Below are 17,331 nucleotides of genomic sequence, written 5' to 3'. Positions count from 1 at the left end.
TATTTCCTTTGTTCTCTAAAAAATCAATTAAAAGGTAATCCATTTACAATGACAGCTTTTTTTAAAAAGACAATCTATGTTTTGTGTTGTTTAGCAACAAGTCCTTTTGTTAATGCACAGCAGGAAAATGATATCACCATTACGGGTACGTTAATAGAAGAAGAAACTTTACAGTCCGTTCCGTATGCAACCATAGCTCTTAATGACAAAAACACCAACAAAACCATAACAGGAACGACATCTAATGACGAAGGGAAGTTTAGTCTGGTTACTTCTATTTCCAATTTTTATATAGAAATAAGTTTTATGGGATACAAAACTGAAACTATCGCAGACGTTTCGGTTTCAAATGGAAAAGTAGATTTGGGCACTATTAAACTAGCGCCCGACAATCAAGCTCTAGATGAAATTGTAGTAACCGGCGAAGTTTCCAAAACCGTTTTCAAGCTCGATAAACGTGTATTCAATGTTGGCAAAGATATAAGTAGCACAGGTGCAAGTGCTTTAGAAGTATTAAATAACGTACCATCTGTGAATGTAAACATAGAAGGAGCAATAAGCTTGCGCGGAAGCTCTGGAGTACAAATATTGATCAACGGGAAGCCTTCTGTTCTGGCAGACCAATCTAGCAATGCACTGGGCACGATTACCGCAGATATGATAGAAAGTATTGAAGTCATTACCAATCCTTCGGCTAAATATGAGGCCTCGGGTACATCAGGTATTTTGAACATCATTCTTAAAAAAGAAGATAAAGAAGGATGGAATGGTTCTATATCGATTAATACTGGTATTCCCGATAACCACAGTATTGGTGGTAGCTTAAATAGGAGAACTGAAAAATTCAACTTGTTTACCCAGTTTGGTGTAGGCTATCGTTCGCTCCCCGAAGATACGGAAGCCATCAACCGAAATTTAACCAATAATGAAACGATATTCAGCAACGGTGAAGAGTTTAGAAATGAAACTTTTTTTAATATCACATTAGGAACAGACTACCATTTGAACGAAAACAATGTATTTACCCTTTCGGGAAATTTTGCATACGAAATAGAAGACCAGCCTTCTGAAACAAATTTTAGTTTTTTTAACACTAATGGATTATTTTCCAGATGGATACGAAATGAAACTACCGAGGCCACAAACCCTAAATGGCAATATGAATTCAACTGGAAGAAAATATTTGAGAATAATGAAGACCATACACTGCAAGTAAGTGCATTGGGGCGATTTTTTGGAAAAGACCAATCTTCACAATTTACCGATACAACCCTAGAAGGCAACGATGTAGATAGCAACCAGCGTACTGCAACCAATTTTCAGCAGGCAGATTACACCTTTAAGGTAGATTATGTTAATCCACTTTCCAAAGAATATACGATTGAAACCGGTGCACAATATGTTATTAACGATGTAAGCAATGATTTTGAAGTTCAGGATTTTGTCGATGGGGATTATATGACCAACGAAGATCTCACCAATAACTTTGAGTGGAATCAAAAAGTACTGGGTGTATATGCTACTGGGGCCTATGAAAACAATAGTTGGGGCATAAAGGCAGGGTTGCGTATAGAGCATACGGCCCTTAATACATTATTGACCAATACGAATGAGGCCAATTCACAAAATTTCTCAAATCTTTTTCCAACACTCCACACTTCCTATAAAACGGGCGAAAACTTTTCGCTTCAAGCGGGCTATTCAAAACGTATCTTCAGACCTAGATTATGGGATTTAAATCCATTCTTCAATATCCGGAACAATTTTAATATTAGAGTTGGAAATCCAGACCTGCAACCAGAGTTTACAAATTCATACGAGTTGACAAGTATTTATAAAATAGGGAAAGCCTCTTTAAGTTCCAGTCTCTACCACAGATACACTACCGATGTCGTTGAGCGTGTCTCGACCTTTAACGACAATGTCACTCTAACAACGCCACAGAACATTGGAACCAATTCTTCCATAGGCTTTGAGACCAACGGAAAATACAGCCCTGCAAAGTGGCTTACATTGACGGGTGATTTTAATCTCAATTATTTTGACCGGCAAGGAACATTTGAAGCACAAGTCTTTGATTTCACAGGTAGCCAGTGGTCAACACAATTGGGTTCTAAAATAGGGTTACCCGCCGATATAGATTTAGAATTGACCGGTAGCTACCGTTCAGGTTTCGAAACGGTACAAGGCGAACAAAGTGGCTTTGCATTTATGGATTTGGGATTGCGTAAAAAAATCTTCAAAGGGAAAATAGTTACAAACCTTGGCATCAGAGATGTGTTTTCCTCAAGAATTCAAGAGCGGTTTGTAAATCAGCCAACATTTGAAACCTATGATTTTGGTCAGCGTGGACGCTTCTTCACTTTTGGAATAAGCTATGGTTTTGGAAAAGGTGAAGCGATGACGTATTCAGGCAGAAGAAGATAAGAAACATAGATAATGGCAAATTCGTGCATATGGCAAGTCATGATTTAAGTTCATGAAAAAAAACTGAATGTCCGTAATCATGCATAATGATATTTTTGTCATTCAGAACGAAGTGAACCTGCCTGCCGTCAGGCAGTGAATATATTGATAATCAATGTGATACCTCGTTTCTTCGGGATGACAAATTCAATATATTTTTAGGTTTATGACAAATTACGGACAATCAAAAAAAAAAAAATGATTCTAAATACAACAAAAAACCGCTGAATATAACTTCAACGGCTTCATTGATTTTATTTAAAACTTGCAACGAACTCTGTTTTAGGATAACAAAGATTATGTATTAAACATTATCATTTTACAAAGGTGCAATTGTAAAAGAGTAACTCACAGGTTCATTTTCAGGAATCATATATTTATCTAAAGGTAATGGACCACAACTGGCATTTCCCAAACCTTGCTGTGCGCTATCCAAGCTTAAATAAGAATATGGTTTTTTAACTTTATCCAGTTCAAAATTATGTCTGGTTTCCCATAAATCTTTATCGGAGTAATGTAAAGCACTAAACGATAAATTATCCTTTGAAATTATTTTTAAGCCTTTACCAGAAGGGCTAGAAATGCTCAACCACCTAACATCTTCTCTGTTACCCATACTTTGACTTTTTAAATAATCGTTTTCTTCTTCTATTTCAGAAATGGTTTTTGAATACATACCAATAAAAGTAGAAGATTTCCTGTCATTGTAATTTTCATTAGGTCCTCTACCGTACCATGTAACATTTTCTAAGTCTTCGTTTAATTCCATACGAAGTCCTAACCTACGAATTAATGGTTCGTTCTCTGGTTTTTCAAATGTGGCATCAACATCAATATATCCATTTTCATATACAGTATAGTTAACCGTATAATTAACGCTAACAGGTTTGCTATTACGCTCTATGGTCACTTCCTTTTTCAGGCTTATCGATACTGATTTTTTATCTGGATTAAGTATATAATTTGATTCCATTACTTTTTCATGAGTTGGATAGTAATTTCGGTTGGTATATCCATCATTTGATACACTTCTATACCAATTAAAAGCGAATCCTTTTTCATCGTTTATTATTTCTTCACCATGATATTGTAATGAAGTAAACATCCCTTTTCCTTTATTGAAAACAGTTTTAAAGTTTTCTCCGCCAATAACAACGCCATCATTTGTGTTTTGATAAATGATATCATTATTAGAGTCGATTGTAAAGTTAGGTAGAGCAACGCGTTTTGTAAGTGGCAACTGTTCCGAAGCCATAACATGACCAGCCTTTGCCCATGATGTATCTTCTGTAAGCTCAAAATAAATATTTAAAAAGTACTCGTGGTCGTTTGTGTAATTTCCATTAAAAGGGATGGTTATGTCTGTACTGCTATCAGGAAACACATTAATAGAAGGAACGCTTCCTTTTTCTGAAGTCATACCATTCTTAATAACTTCCCATTTTATGTTGAATTGATTTAGATTAATAAAATCGTAAGCGTTTTTAATGGTTACAATACCATTTTTCAAGTCTTTTGCCTCAAACTTAATGTATTGGTAAATTTTCTTTACTTCAAGAAGTTTAGAGGTCACTTGTCTGTCCGAAGTTACAATACCATTGGCGCAAAAATCTGAATCATTGGGTCTGTCCCCAAAATCGCCACCGTAATGGAATTGGTCGGTAGGTCCACCAAATTTTATGATACCTTGGTCTACCCAATCCCAAATACAACCACCAATCATTCTATCAGATTCGTTTTCTATGTACTCCCAATACTCTTTTAGGTTTCCTATAGAGTTACCCATGGCATGCGCATATTCACAAAGGAAATAAGGCTTATTAGTGTTGTTTTTATCAAAATCTTCCATACGGGACATAGATGGATACATATGCGAATCTATATCGGCTGCACTATCTTTACCTTCGTAGTGAATGGGTCTAGACGGGTCCATTTGTTTTGCCACTTCTCGCATAGCTTCAAAGTTTCTTCCACCACCAGCTTCATTACCAAAAGACCAAAATATAACAGAAGGATGGTTTCTGTCTCTTCTAATCATTCTTTCCAAACGGTCGTTAAATGCAGGAATCCATGTAGGGTCATCACTTATCGACATGTTGCCATGGTTTTCCAAATCTGCTTCGTCCATAATGTATAAACCGTAGAAATCGTACATAGCATACATTTTAGGACTGTTTGGATAATGGCTGGTTCTCACCATATTTACGTTATGTTGTTTCATTAGCACAATATCCTGAATCATAGATTCAATGGGGATGGCCTTACCATAAATAGGATGCGTGTCGTGTCGGTTTACACCTTTAAAAAACACTTGCTTATTATTAACATAAACCCTATTGTTTTTCACCTCTATTTTTCTGAAGCCATATTTGTTAGATAATGCTAGATTTTCATTGCCATCTTCATCTTTTAGAGTTAAAATCACACTATAAAGATGTGGCGTTTCGGCCGACCATAGTTTAGGGTTAATGACCTCTTGTGTCATTGTTATTTGGTGATCTTTTTTAGATTTTATTTTTTGAAGAGGCTTTTCAGCTTTAAAAACTATGTTACCGTTTGGGTCAATTAATGTAATTTCCAGTTGGTTGTTTTTGATGGTTTTTCTATTGAAATTTTTTAACTTAACATGTATTGAAAAATCTACTTTGGTTAGATCATCATTTTTAAAATCAGCATCAAAAATAAAATCCCTGATGGATAATTTGGGAGTTGCAAACAAGTAAACATCCCTGTGAATACCACTTAAACGGAACATATCCTGGTCTTCAATATAACTACCGTCTGTCCATCTAAAAACTTGTGCAGAAATATTATTTTTTCCAGGTTTAACGTATTTGGTAATGTTGAATTCGGCATCATTGTTTGCGCCTTGGCTATATCCCACTTTTTTACCGTTAACCCAAAGGTTCATACCACTGTAAACCCCGTCAAAATGAACAAATATCTCTTTGTCTCTCCAATCGGCTGGTATTTCAAACTCACGTTTGTATGAGCCTACAGGGTTTGTTTCTTTCTCGTTGGTATAGCCTTCTTGTGGCTCAATAAATGGTGGATTGTTTTTAAAAGGATAGGTTATATTGGTGTATATAGGCGTTCCGTGACCTTTCATTTCCCAGTTTGAAGGAACTTCTATATCTTCCCAACCATTAACATTATAGTCGTTTTTATAAAAGTTTTCTGGGAGTTCAGACGGATCTTTTACCCAATTAAATTTCCAAGTACCATTCAATGTTTTATAGTAAGAGGAGTTTGGCATTAACCAAGGCTTTTCAAATGTAGTGTCGTTCATTAAAGCCTGTTGGTTAGGATAAGGATAGTAGGTTACATGACCTTTTTCTTTGTTTATGGCAAAAATAGATTGGTTTTCCCAAACGTTTTTACTCTTCTTGTTTTCATAGAATTTTTTAACCTTGGTAGTGGTAGGAACAATTTCCCATTCTTGAATAGAGTTGGGTATTTGGTAAACCCTTTCGCCTTCTTTATCCTGTTTAAAATCCAGAGACATGGTACTGTTTCTATGCGTAATTACATAAGCCCCTGTTCCGGTTCGTGTTATTTTCCACTGTTGGTTTTGATTTCCAAAGTCTGAATCCCACTGAATTATTGGGTTGCCATCTTTTCCGCTAGTAATCCCAACGTTGTCAAGACTTTTTTTAGACATTGGGTTTTTTATATTATAGTAGCCATTATCTAATTTAATAATTTGCCACAATTGACTGTCCTTTTTTTCGTCAGGTTTTTCCAAATGTAAATTGGCATTATTCCCCATATTGCCTTTGTTACTTAAAACAAGTTGATTTCCTGTTTCAATTTTGTAAAGTACTTTTTCTGAAAAATCTTGGGCATTTATTTGTATGAATGCTAATAGCAATGTAGTAAGTAATGAAATATTTTTATTAAGTTTCATGCGGGTAAAAATTAAATATTTAGCTTTAGTAAATCGTTTTAGTTACGTAAAAATAACGTTTTTAATTACTTTTTATAAAAAAATTATTAAATTATTGTTTGACACCTTTCGTGCCAAAACATGTAAGCTTTTTATGGTATATTAAAAAAGCTTATCGATTATTTCTCTCAACGGTGTGTTGAGAGGTTTTTAAGCAAGTTTAGAATGTGTTAAATTAATAAAGTTCTCACTATTAAAGATTTATTACTCGTTTAATTATTTGATAATAAGTTATATAATTATCTTTTTAGTGACTAATTTTGAATTAACTTCCATAAAAATAATATATACACCTTTAGATAAATTTGAAACATTAACTTGCTTTTTATATAAACCAGAATTATTTATGGAATCTGAAATATTTATTATTTCAACTCCTTTCATATCGAATAATTTAATCTCAATGTTTGACGTTTCATAGGCATTTAAATCCAAGTTCAACATTCTAGTTGATTGATCAACATAAACATTGTACTCAAAAATATTTTCTTCTGAAACCCCTAAAGCCCCTAACACAATATTGTTTGTACCAGAAGCAATTTCGTATGTATGAATTTCTCCATTTCTCCAAATTTCCAATGTATAAGGGTTATCTGTTGTAACAGTAATGTAAGCAGTAGCGCTTGAGTCTGTACGTTCTTGGCAAACAATGGATGTCGTTACATCATTCATTCTTAGATTCTCTATACCATGATAATCAAGCCTCCTTAAATCATAAATAATGTGTTTATCTGCACCATTCAATCTAAAACCAAGTACATTTTCAATTAGTAGGGATATTGGCCCTAAGCCAGTCCATCCAACAAAATCGTCTCTACATGGGTCATTTAAATTGTCGCTAGTACCATACAAGAAATCACCATTAATCAACTCAGGGGCATAATTTTCCCATAATGTGCCAGTATTTAGGTAAACTTGATATAAACCATTTAAGTATTTCTCTGAAGCTTCTTTGGCAAATTCATCTTCGCCTATTTTTTCCAGACCTTTTATAATGGCATAGTTTGTAGGAGCCCATACAGCACCAAGCCAATATCCACCTTGTGGATTATAGTTTGGTTCATCGGCTGCTAGTGTTGGGAATACAAAGTCGCGCCAAAAAGAATTTGGGTTTTTCAAATTGGCCACCAGTTTTTCATTTTGGCTCGGGGTGGTAATACCTGCCAACATTGGCCAGAAAGAGGCAGCGGTTTTCCAGTTTGTTTGGTTTCCGTTAATATCTACATCATAATATAATCCATCTGTATCATTCCACAAAAATGCATTGATTTTATCTCCAATATCTTGGGCCTTTTGCCTATACATATCTGCTTTATCCGTCTGCTCCAACACATCACATATAGTGGCAATGTTATTGCATTGAATTACCATTTGGCTAGACATATCAACCCATCCTTGATGGTCTGTCGCAAAATGCCCTCCTGGTCGCCCTTCATCTCGAGGGGTATTATCCATACCTGATGCCTGTCCATTACTCCAATATAATTCATGGGGGGTATCACTTCCTTTTCGATAAGCTTCAACAAATTCAAAGTATTTCTCTAATGCAGGTAACACCAAAGCAAACCGTGAAGTATCTCCAGTGATGTTATAGTTTTCTACTTCTGCCCAACTAAAAAGAGGTGGATTAATATTGGATGGTGAATTTTCATCTCCATAACATGCTCCTGTTGCTTCATTTATGATACGTGTAATGATACCACTTTCAAACTGACGACAATAAAAATTATCTAATGACTGAATACCAGGAAAAATATGGTCTGCATAACGACCAAACATTGTCATAAAAATTATATCCCATTGATAAATGCTATTATCAAATGCTTCATCGTACCAATTTGAGACAAATGGGGACCCTGCTTGCGGTGCCCTTATGTGATCAAAAGCCAATTCCCAGGCTCTGTAATACATATCAACCCAGCCAGGTGTTCCTTCTAAAATAGGTTTGGGAAGGTTGTCTTTTTCGTCATTATATACTGGGATTGAGGTTGGAGTATATGCTGTTTTAGCAAAATAAAGCCCCTTATCAACAATGCTTAAATCAAGAGCAGGTTCTCTTACAATTACATTCTCAAACACGGTTGTACTAAGTTGTGAATTGTTATGGGCGCTGACCGCTAAACCAACATAATACTCGTCGCCTATAGATATATCAAACGAAGAAGCTATTTTTATCCAATCTGTACCATTAGTAGAATAAGATGCTTGCACTAGATTGTCAATTTTAATTAATCTAAACCAACAAGGCGTGGAGAGTGTGCTTGCGGGATAATAACTGGTATCATTACCTGTATTGCTTCTATAAAATGCACCTCCGTTATTTTCTGGTGTTATTGCTGCAAAAACATGTTTTGAATTGTTGTCCAAACTTTCTCTAACAATAACTCCTGCTTTTGCCCATGCATCAGTATTGGTTTGAGAATTGACGCTTGCAATTATTTCTATATCACTGTTCACTTTTTTAAAAGCCATTTGAAAAGCATCATTACTCCCCCATATATCTGACCCAGATCCTTTTATTGTAAATGTATTGCTGGAAAAAGTTGTTGATCCGGTTAATCCGGTATTTCCAATGTCCGTATTAAACCATCCCAAAGGCAGGCTTGATAAACCTTGATATGTAAATGTTATGGATTCTGCTACATTAGAAAAAAGAGCATTATTTCCTTCAGAAACAGCATAAACTTTATAATCATTTCCAATTATTAAAGTGGTATCAGTGAAAATAAACCCTTGTGCAAAAGTTGGTGAGTTATAAGAACCGCTATCTTTTGCAATAATTGAAGGTGAACCATTTATTATTTCTGATTGTGTTGGTGTAGTAGCTCCATCTTCTAAAACAGCCCAATATAGAGTACCTATTTGGTTTGCTATTACATCAATGGTTGGGATTTTTGATGTACTTTCCGAAAAAGAAATATTATTTATAACTGGAGGAGTTGCATCGAACAAGTCTGAAAGGACATAGTAAGGTCCATTTAAGACGCCATTTCTGCCATTTGGGGTTGAATCATCTACATGGTCATTAAATTGCCAATAGCCCTGTAAACCTGTTTCACTGCCATTTAAAGCAGTATTATAATTATCTTGAATTTCTTGCCCTGAGCGTGCAACATTCCAAATTTTAACTTCATCTATTGCCCCAACAAAAGATTCGGCCCAATTGGCAGTAATAGCTCCAAATGTAAGAGTATCTGTAGAACATATGGGGGAATCATGCAAAGTACCGCTTCCTATAATTTCTTGACCGTTAATATAGCCAGTAGTGGTTAATCCATCTCTTACTATAGCAACGTGAGTCCATTCTCCAGTGTTCACATTGTCAATAGAGTTATATTCTTTCCAATCTGTTCCAATCCACTCCCCAAACTGCAATTTACCATTTGAAATTCTAAAAAGTAATGCATCTCCATCGCCTCCACCAGCAACATTTTTCCAAGATATAATGGTTCCTGTCCCTGTTTGGGTAGTTTTTATCCATGCTTCTACTGTTAACTGATTTGAAACATTTACATGAGGTATCGAAACATAATTCCCACCTCCATCAAACTGTAATGCCTTGTTTTGGGCACTTGAAAAAAAGATAGCTCCTAATAAATTAAAAAATAGTGTTACTAATAGAAATTGTTTTTTCATATGTAGGTTTTTAGTCTAAATACTGATTAGTACTAGGAATTTTATTGTTGAAAAAAATAGAGCAATAGCTAAATGTTGAGCAAAATAAAAGCACTAACCTTTTGATTTGAATTGAAGTAAGTGCTTTTATAAAGTAAGTTATTGAACTTTAAACAAATTGTACTTCTCTACTTTTGTTTTATACCAATTATGAATTAAAATGAGCTACAGAAAACGACATTGCTTATTTGTTTTTGCCTGCTGCGTGTTATTTGCATAGCCTAAGCTATGGAAATGACGAGTAAAGTGATAAAACGAATTAATGAATGAGTTTGAATTGCGTATTTTTAATTCATAATTGGTATTAGTTGTTTTTAACCAACTTGACTGTTTTTTCTCCTTCAAAAACCATATAATACAAACCATTCATTAGGTTTTTTGTGTCAACAGTATCATTGTTAGCAGAAACAACACCTTCAAGTATCTTGCTTCCTAAAACATTATAAACAGCATATTCAAAATCATTTTTCAACCCAGTCACTTTTACATAATCTGTTGTTGGGTTAGGATAAACCTTTACCCCACTAAAATCAAAATTTGAAGCTGATAATGTATTTGAAATTTCCTGAACTACAAGGTTTGACACTGCTATATCAGTAACATCGCCGCCATTGTTTCCTGCAGAAATTCTCAATGTTTCAAATGCATAGGCCCCAGTAGTAGTTCCACTTTGCACTTCTCCATTAATATCTAAAGACCAAGCACCAGTATCATAATTATAAGTGAATACAACCGTAGCTACAGGACTAGTTTCAGCAAAATGGAAACTACTACCAAGAGCTGCACCTTCAGCCCCCCAATTAGTAACATTCCATGGACTGCCTATAAATAATCTTTCATCATCTGCATCAAAGAGACTCATCCCACACCATCCATTTGTAGCAAAATTAGCAACGGTATTACTACTAAACGAAACCTCTAAAACATCTCCTGCTCCAATTGCTCTGGTGAAATCAATAAAACCAAATGACGAATCTGTACTTGCACCTTCAGTTGAAATTATACCTCCTGAACTTGTAAAATCACCTGAAATATTATACCAATTTGATAAATTAGCATAATCTGCTCCGCCTAATAAATCTTCTACTTGAGCATGAGAATGCCCCAAAGTAAAAATTGCAATAAATAAAATGTAAATTTGTTTCATGACTTAATAATTTTAATTATTAATTTATATTTAATGATGTTTGTATTGTTCTATCCATAATCTGTAAAAACTCTTCTAACTAGAGTTTTTCAATCTTTGATTTCCTTTTTTAACTTTATATTTTTTACCGTTTATTTTTAGGGTATAATTGGCATTACTTGTAACTTCAATATAATCGTCATAAGCTATTATATCTGTTTTGATATTGCCAAACATTAAATTTTTAATACCGTGTTTACCTATTCTGTATTTGCGCCATTCTATTGTTTTTGTTTGTGCATTAACCTCATGAAAACCTAAAACATTTTCAATGAACATAGATATAGGGGCTAGTGCAGACCAGCCACAAAAATCCGGCCTTACTATTTCAAGGTTTGAACCGTGTACTCTCTGCGAAGGTTCAGGTTTAGTTGGGTTGTAACATTCCCATATTGTAGCGGGCTCGTAAGTTTTATATGTGTTGAGCATAAGCATAAGCAAATGGTATGCATTTTCGTCTGCTACTTCATAAAACCCGTATTTTTCAAGTGCTTTTGTTGCCATGTATGCTGTGGGCACCCAAATGCCACCTCTCCAATAATCTCCATAGTTACCATTAAAATCCTTATCTTTTTTTGAAACCGTTGGCCAAGGATACTCTCCACCAAATTCCATAGGGTCTTTTGCATATTCCATAAGCTTTTTAGCTTGTTTTTTATTAGGAACCTCAGCAAGCATAACCCAAAATGACGCTGGTGTTTTTACTTTTACAAACGTATTATTGCCTTCAAGTATATCATAGTAAAAGCCATCCTCTTTGTCCCAATAATATGTGTTGATTATATCTTTTTTGGTTTCATATTGCTTTTTGAATTTTAATACTGTTTCATTGTCGTCCATATAGCTAGCCAACCGAGAGATATACAATGCCGATAAGGCTTGTTGTGCAATAGCATCAACCCATAAAATTTCATGTTGTTTGTTCCTACCACGGGGGGTGTTGTCCATACCGCTTTGAATACCGCCCCATTTATAGCCAATACCTTTTTTGTCCAAGGCAATATAAGCGTGGTCAAAATGAAGTTTTGTGTTAGGTTTTAAAGATTCAAACCAATCATAGTGGCGCTGTAAGTATTTGTTCTTTTCTATTACAGATTCTAAATGTATTTTGTCATTTGTAAGATTGAAATATTCTGATTCAACCCAAGCAAAAAATGGAGGGTTATCGGGATGTTGAATTTTTAATGAACTTGTTTCTTTATCAAGGATAGATTTGTAAAAATTATTCAAACTTTCAATGCCCGGAAAAAGATTAGGTGCATATTTACAGAACAAAACCATAAACTCAGTATCCCAAATCCAAATAGTGTCGTCCCAAAATGCTTCGTCCATGTAGGGAGATTGAGGAATATCTTCTTGCTCCTTAATATGGTCGTATGCCATTTCCCATGTTTTCCAATATAAATCTACAAGCTCTGGATTTTGTTCAAAAATTGGCTGTGGTATCTGTTCTTTATTGAATGGTTGCTTTTGAGCAGGAAGATGGCTTATAATTAATAAGAAAAATATAATTAAAAAGATTCTGTTATTTTTTTCCATTTTTTTACACTAATTTTTAATAATTAAAAAGGAAGGGATCGAAGTCCCTTCCTTCTCCAGCAATTATAAATAGTTTAAACAAAAAAACTACTTACAAGAAAATGTCTATATATTAAACTTTTTGACATTGTTGAATTAAGCTGTAAAGTTTTAAATACCTTTAACATAAAACTCTCTAATGATTGCTTCTGATCCATTACCTTCTAAAAAGGTAACTCTAAAATACCTTGCATTTGGATTTGATGTAAAATCAAAAACTTGAGGGTCATCACTATCAGGGTTAGGATTTATAAATTCGCCTAAATCTGTCCAATTAGTATTATCTGTACTTACTTCAAACTTTGTTTTTGTAGTTACCCTCCAATCCCATTTTCTGGCAATTTCAAATCCTGTGAGTATTTTTTCCTCACCCATGTCTATAACAAAGTGATGTGGATAATTAGTGCCATCCCAAGGAGTATGCCACGCACTGTTTATATCATTATCCCACATTCTTTCAATATTCCACCCATCAAAAGCTATAGAGGATTCTTCAATGGCCACCCAACTGCTTCTATCTAAGTTTGGAGCAGAAAATGGACTTGTTGGTACAATTTCCCAATTTGAATCAAACTCATCAATTGAAGTTTCTACTAATATTATTTCGGAAGTTTCTTCGTCAATTATTTCAATTGGTGCTGTTGGTAAATAAAATGTTCTGTATTGGATTTCTTTATCAAAATCAAGATCCAATAAGTCAATTTCAAATTCATCTTTTTCTAACACTGTAGTTACTTCAGTACCACTAGTGTTAAAGTATTTTACTTCTGTACTTTTTGCTAGTGCTAAACTGTTCTTGAAGATTATTTTAGCGTTTGTGCCATCAAAATAAAAGGAACTTATTTCTCTGGGATTTAATGATTGCCTGTAGGTTTCACCAAATACCGGGACAATTATAGTTTCTTTTAATGATGCGCCTTCTGAATTACTTTTCCCCCATATGGTAAAAATATAATCACCTTCTTCAATATTGTCTACAATATATTCTTTATGAGTGGTATTGGTATTTGTAAAAGTTAATTCAACATCATTGTACGTAACCACCCATTCATCTGTATTGGCGTTGCTGGTTATATCCCATTCTAACTGTATTCTTTGGTTACCTGTTTTTCCAATTAAGTCTATTGGTTTTGGAGTGTATAATGTTTCACCGTTTTCAATATATTGCTGATAGTTATCATCCATTTTATCACATGAACCTAACCAAAAAACCATCATAATAGTTAGTGTTAGTAGTGGTATGGTGCTTTTTATATTTATTAATTTTCTCATCGTTAATACTTTTTAAATTAGATTTTGTTATTACAAAAAATTAATATTAGTAATCACCCCATAAGGATATTTCCCCTGCTGCACACCAGTTTAACCCCGAAAATGTAGCGTTTACTTTAATTCTAATATACCGTACACTTGGAGTATCAAATGGAAAATCGAAATCATGACCCAATAATGCAGCTTGTCTATCTTCATCGGTAAAATTCCCCTCTCCTAAAGGAAGACCTGAAGGTTTTATAATTTCACAATCTCTAAGTTTTACCCAATTATCCCAATTACCACTGGTATCTAACATTGAAGCACCCCATATTTCAAACTTTTTATATTGTGCATCAAAGTATAACCATTTTTGATTTTCTTGAGTAAATTGCCAGAATTTCATTCTACTTAATTTGACTTCGACCCCTAAATCAAAAGTGTAATAATAGTTGTCTGGCATATCACCATTAATGCCAACTATTCGATAATCTCCACTAGAACCTCCACCATGCTCATCATCCCACAACAAAGGGATTCTGGAAGGTCCATTAGTGTTCCATGGCTCAACTTGTTGGGTATCACCTGGAAGTATTATTTCTTCAAATAAATCTTTATCTAAAGCTTGTTCAAAAAGTGGAACAATGGTCACTATTTTAGTAGGGGATACATTGTCCCATCTATCGCGTATTTGTATTGCAAAACGATACTCTTGAGGATCATAACCCCGAATTGATATATCGCCAATTGATGAAGCAGAATAAATGGTTTCTATTTCTTTTAATGGTCCATCAACACCCGATATGGAATCAGTTGCTGTTACTGTAATTACTATTTGTTCCCGTGTTTCATTTTCCCACTGTAACTTTGCTCCACCAAAAGTTTCGGTAATGGTAAAACTGTCAAAAATTTTAGTAATAGGAGGAGTTAGTGGAGTTACTTGAACTGTTAAAGGTTCTGACCTGTTTTCACTTCTATCAATAGTAAATAGATTGACATCATAAGTATCGGTATCTCCAAATCCATCAATAGCCAACGAATCAGTATATATAGAAGATCTTACTTTATACTCTTTTCCTGTTTTAGTGCTGTATTTTGCCTCAATGTATAACAAATCGTCATCACCATCTGGCAAATCATATCTAAATACGGCACCACCAGAAATATTGGTTACTTCAACATTTGTAACTAATCCTGGGACAACCGAATCGTTTTCAATTGGTCCATGTTTTTCTTCTTCTGAACAGCTAATTTGGATAATAGCCGCTAAAAGAACCACCATAAAACTATTTTTAAATTTCATAATTTTTTTCATTTTAATTTTTTACGATTACCACCCTGGATTTTGCACCAAGCTTGTGTTGATTGAAAGTATCTCTGTTCTTAATGGCCATAAATAATCTCTAAACGAGAATTTTTGATTGTATAAAGTAGTAAGAGAATAAAAATCATTTTCTGTTTCAGCAGATACGTTCCAACCTCTTATTGGTGCGTTCATATAGCTTAGTAATAATTTCCAACGTCTTAAATCCCAATATCTATGGTTTTCAAACGAAAACTCAATGAGTCTTTCGTTTTGTATAATGCTTCTTAAGCCTTCTTTAGTAGATGGTTTGGTAGGGGTAGTTGAATAGCTATTCCAGCTTTCAACAACACCTTCCAAACCTGCTCTTAACCTTATTTTGTCTATATTATCATAAACTTCTGCGGTCGGTCCTTGATATTCGTTTAAGGCTTCAGCATAATTTAGATATAACTCTGCTAAACGTATATATGGTGAGGCATATCTATTAGAAGAATATTCCCCATTATCAGAAAATGTATTTTTGTAATTAACCAGTTTTTTGGGGAAATATCCAGTTATTGAAAAGTTTTGAATACTAGTTTTTGATGATGAAGGGCCATCTATAGCGTTTACTACATGTTGGTCATTTTCATCCAATTTGCCCTGTCCAAACCAAGTACCAGCATTAAATCCTAAATCGGCATAAAAGCGTAGTTCCCTATCAAAATGCACCAAAGGTATAGTTTCACCTTGCTTTATATCTAGAGATTCATCAAAAGTAGCTGTTCTCATTTCTAAAATATTTTTACCAATCCAGTTACTATCTTCACTGATTGGAACACCATTATTTGTATAGTACTGAGTAACTATTTTGAATGTAGGCGCCATCCATTGTCCCACTCTGGATTGTCCTCCTGCATAAAAATTCGCTTGGGCACGCCCTTGATTGTTATCACTGGTACTATTGCCCCAAATAACCTCATTATTCCAACGTTCTGTAACACGACCTCTAAGAGTCATTTTTTGAAGTGTTCTGTCTGAAGGACCAGAGGGTATCAAATCAGAAAATTGATATAAAACATGGCCAGCACTTTCGGCTTCTTGTATAGCTTCCAAACTAGCATCGACAGCCAACTTCCATTTCTCGTTATCGTATTCACTAAAAAATGGTGTACCATCGTAATTTAAGAAGTTTGAATAGTCAGGATTACCATTAAAAAGTGGACTTGCAGCTGTTAATAAAACTTCAGACTTAATAGCTAGTGCAATAGATTTTGTTATTCTTCCCATTTCTTCCAGTGGGTTTGGAACTATACTTGGTAAATCCACTACGGCTTCATCTAAAAGGTCTACTATAAAATTTACACAATCATCAAAAGGTTGTCTTATGGATTTTACTTCTTCTGGAGATGCGCTAACAGGAATGTTCTCATCAATTAATGGAATAGGACCATACATTCTCAATAGATAATAATGGTAATAAGCCTTTAAGAATTTTGCTTCGGCTTTCCATCTTCTTTTACTAAGGTTGCTCATACCTCTAACATCATCAATTCTTTCGATAAAAATATTACAAACCCTTATGCCTTGGAACAGGTCTTTTCCGCCTCTAAATCCTTCATAATAGTTTAATATAGGATCATTTGCATTTTGTCCGTTTCTAGCAATGGTTACTGGGCTTATTAAATTTTGGGCCTGATTATCATTTAACCACAACTCATCGCCTGTAAACCAACCTGGTGTTTCCCATAAGTTGTTTTGTTGAGGTAAATAATTGTAACAAGTGAACAGGTATTTTTCGGCTTGTACCTCATCAGTAAAGGCATTGTCTATTGTAGCAACGTTATCTGGAACCACATCTAAATAATCTTCACATGAAGAAAAAACAAATGTTAAACAGATAAAAGCTATAAATATGATTTTTTTCATTTTTCTATTAATTTT

Annotated in this window: 8 protein-coding genes; 1 reads left to right on the top strand and 7 read right to left on the bottom strand. The window is 34.4% G+C overall.

Going from position 1 to position 17,331, the window contains the following annotated elements:
- Positions 1 to 48 precede the first annotated feature (48 nt).
- The gene (locus PQO00_RS17170) at positions 49 to 2,427 is read left to right on the top strand and encodes a TonB-dependent receptor (protein WP_274186091.1); all 2,379 of its coding nucleotides are present in this window, start codon (positions 49 to 51) and stop codon (positions 2,425 to 2,427) included.
- A gap of 358 nt (positions 2,428 to 2,785) precedes the next feature.
- On the opposite strand, the gene PQO00_RS17165 is transcribed toward PQO00_RS17170, so the two are convergent.
- From PQO00_RS17165 to PQO00_RS17135, 7 genes are all read right to left on the bottom strand, one after another.
- A complete protein-coding gene (locus tag PQO00_RS17165; RefSeq protein WP_274186090.1) occupies positions 2,786 to 6,373 on the bottom strand; it encodes a glycoside hydrolase family 2 TIM barrel-domain containing protein in 3,588 nt (1,195 codons plus the stop codon).
- Between the two features lie 270 nt (positions 6,374 to 6,643).
- Positions 6,644 to 10,048, bottom strand: coding sequence for a LamG-like jellyroll fold domain-containing protein (locus PQO00_RS17160; RefSeq protein ID WP_274186089.1), 3,405 nt, complete (start codon positions 10,046 to 10,048; stop codon positions 6,644 to 6,646).
- A gap of 343 nt (positions 10,049 to 10,391) precedes the next feature.
- On the bottom strand, positions 10,392 to 11,234 hold the full coding sequence (locus tag PQO00_RS17155) for a T9SS type A sorting domain-containing protein (RefSeq protein ID WP_274186088.1): 843 nt from the start codon (positions 11,232 to 11,234) through the stop codon (positions 10,392 to 10,394).
- A 75-nt stretch (positions 11,235 to 11,309) separates the two neighbouring features.
- A complete protein-coding gene (locus PQO00_RS17150) occupies positions 11,310 to 12,812 on the bottom strand; it encodes a trehalase family glycosidase (RefSeq protein ID WP_274186087.1) in 1,503 nt (500 codons plus the stop codon).
- 150 nt (positions 12,813 to 12,962) lie between these two features.
- Positions 12,963 to 14,123 carry a DUF4998 domain-containing protein gene (locus PQO00_RS17145; RefSeq protein ID WP_274186086.1) on the bottom strand — a complete coding sequence of 387 codons (1,161 nt, stop codon included), beginning with the start codon at positions 14,121 to 14,123 and terminating at the stop codon, positions 12,963 to 12,965.
- A gap of 46 nt (positions 14,124 to 14,169) precedes the next feature.
- Complete coding sequence (locus tag PQO00_RS17140) at positions 14,170 to 15,405, bottom strand: DUF4959 domain-containing protein (RefSeq protein ID WP_274186085.1); 1,236 nt, start codon at positions 15,403 to 15,405, stop codon at positions 14,170 to 14,172.
- Positions 15,406 to 15,432: 27 nt separating this feature from the next.
- Positions 15,433 to 17,316 (bottom strand): RagB/SusD family nutrient uptake outer membrane protein, encoded by a 1,884-nt coding sequence (locus tag PQO00_RS17135; RefSeq protein ID WP_274186084.1) that lies wholly within the window; start codon positions 17,314 to 17,316, stop codon positions 15,433 to 15,435.
- Positions 17,317 to 17,331: the final 15 nt, after the last annotated feature.

Source organism: Flavivirga sp. 57AJ16, assembly GCF_028736925.1.
Classification (GTDB): domain Bacteria; phylum Bacteroidota; class Bacteroidia; order Flavobacteriales; family Flavobacteriaceae; genus Flavivirga.
The sequence above is the reverse complement of the archived record's forward strand: the minus strand, read 5'-3'. Positions and strand labels throughout refer to the sequence as shown.

What these genes read in the sequence shown, in the direction of transcription:
- PQO00_RS17140 (WP_274186085.1), bottom strand. Translation starts at nt 15,405, where the DNA reads ATGAAATTTAAAAATAGTTTTATGGTGGTTCTTTTAGCGGCTATTATC.
- PQO00_RS17145 (WP_274186086.1), bottom strand. Translation starts at nt 14,123, where the DNA reads ATGAGAAAATTAATAAATATAAAAAGCACCATACCACTACTAACACTA.
- PQO00_RS17150 (WP_274186087.1), bottom strand. Translation starts at nt 12,812, where the DNA reads ATGGAAAAAAATAACAGAATCTTTTTAATTATATTTTTCTTATTAATT.
- PQO00_RS17170 (WP_274186091.1), top strand. Translation starts at nt 49, where the DNA reads ATGACAGCTTTTTTTAAAAAGACAATCTATGTTTTGTGTTGTTTAGCA.
- PQO00_RS17135 (WP_274186084.1), bottom strand. Translation starts at nt 17,316, where the DNA reads ATGAAAAAAATCATATTTATAGCTTTTATCTGTTTAACATTTGTTTTT.
- PQO00_RS17165 (WP_274186090.1), bottom strand. Translation starts at nt 6,373, where the DNA reads ATGAAACTTAATAAAAATATTTCATTACTTACTACATTGCTATTAGCA.
- PQO00_RS17155 (WP_274186088.1), bottom strand. Translation starts at nt 11,234, where the DNA reads ATGAAACAAATTTACATTTTATTTATTGCAATTTTTACTTTGGGGCAT.
- PQO00_RS17160 (WP_274186089.1), bottom strand. Translation starts at nt 10,048, where the DNA reads ATGAAAAAACAATTTCTATTAGTAACACTATTTTTTAATTTATTAGGA.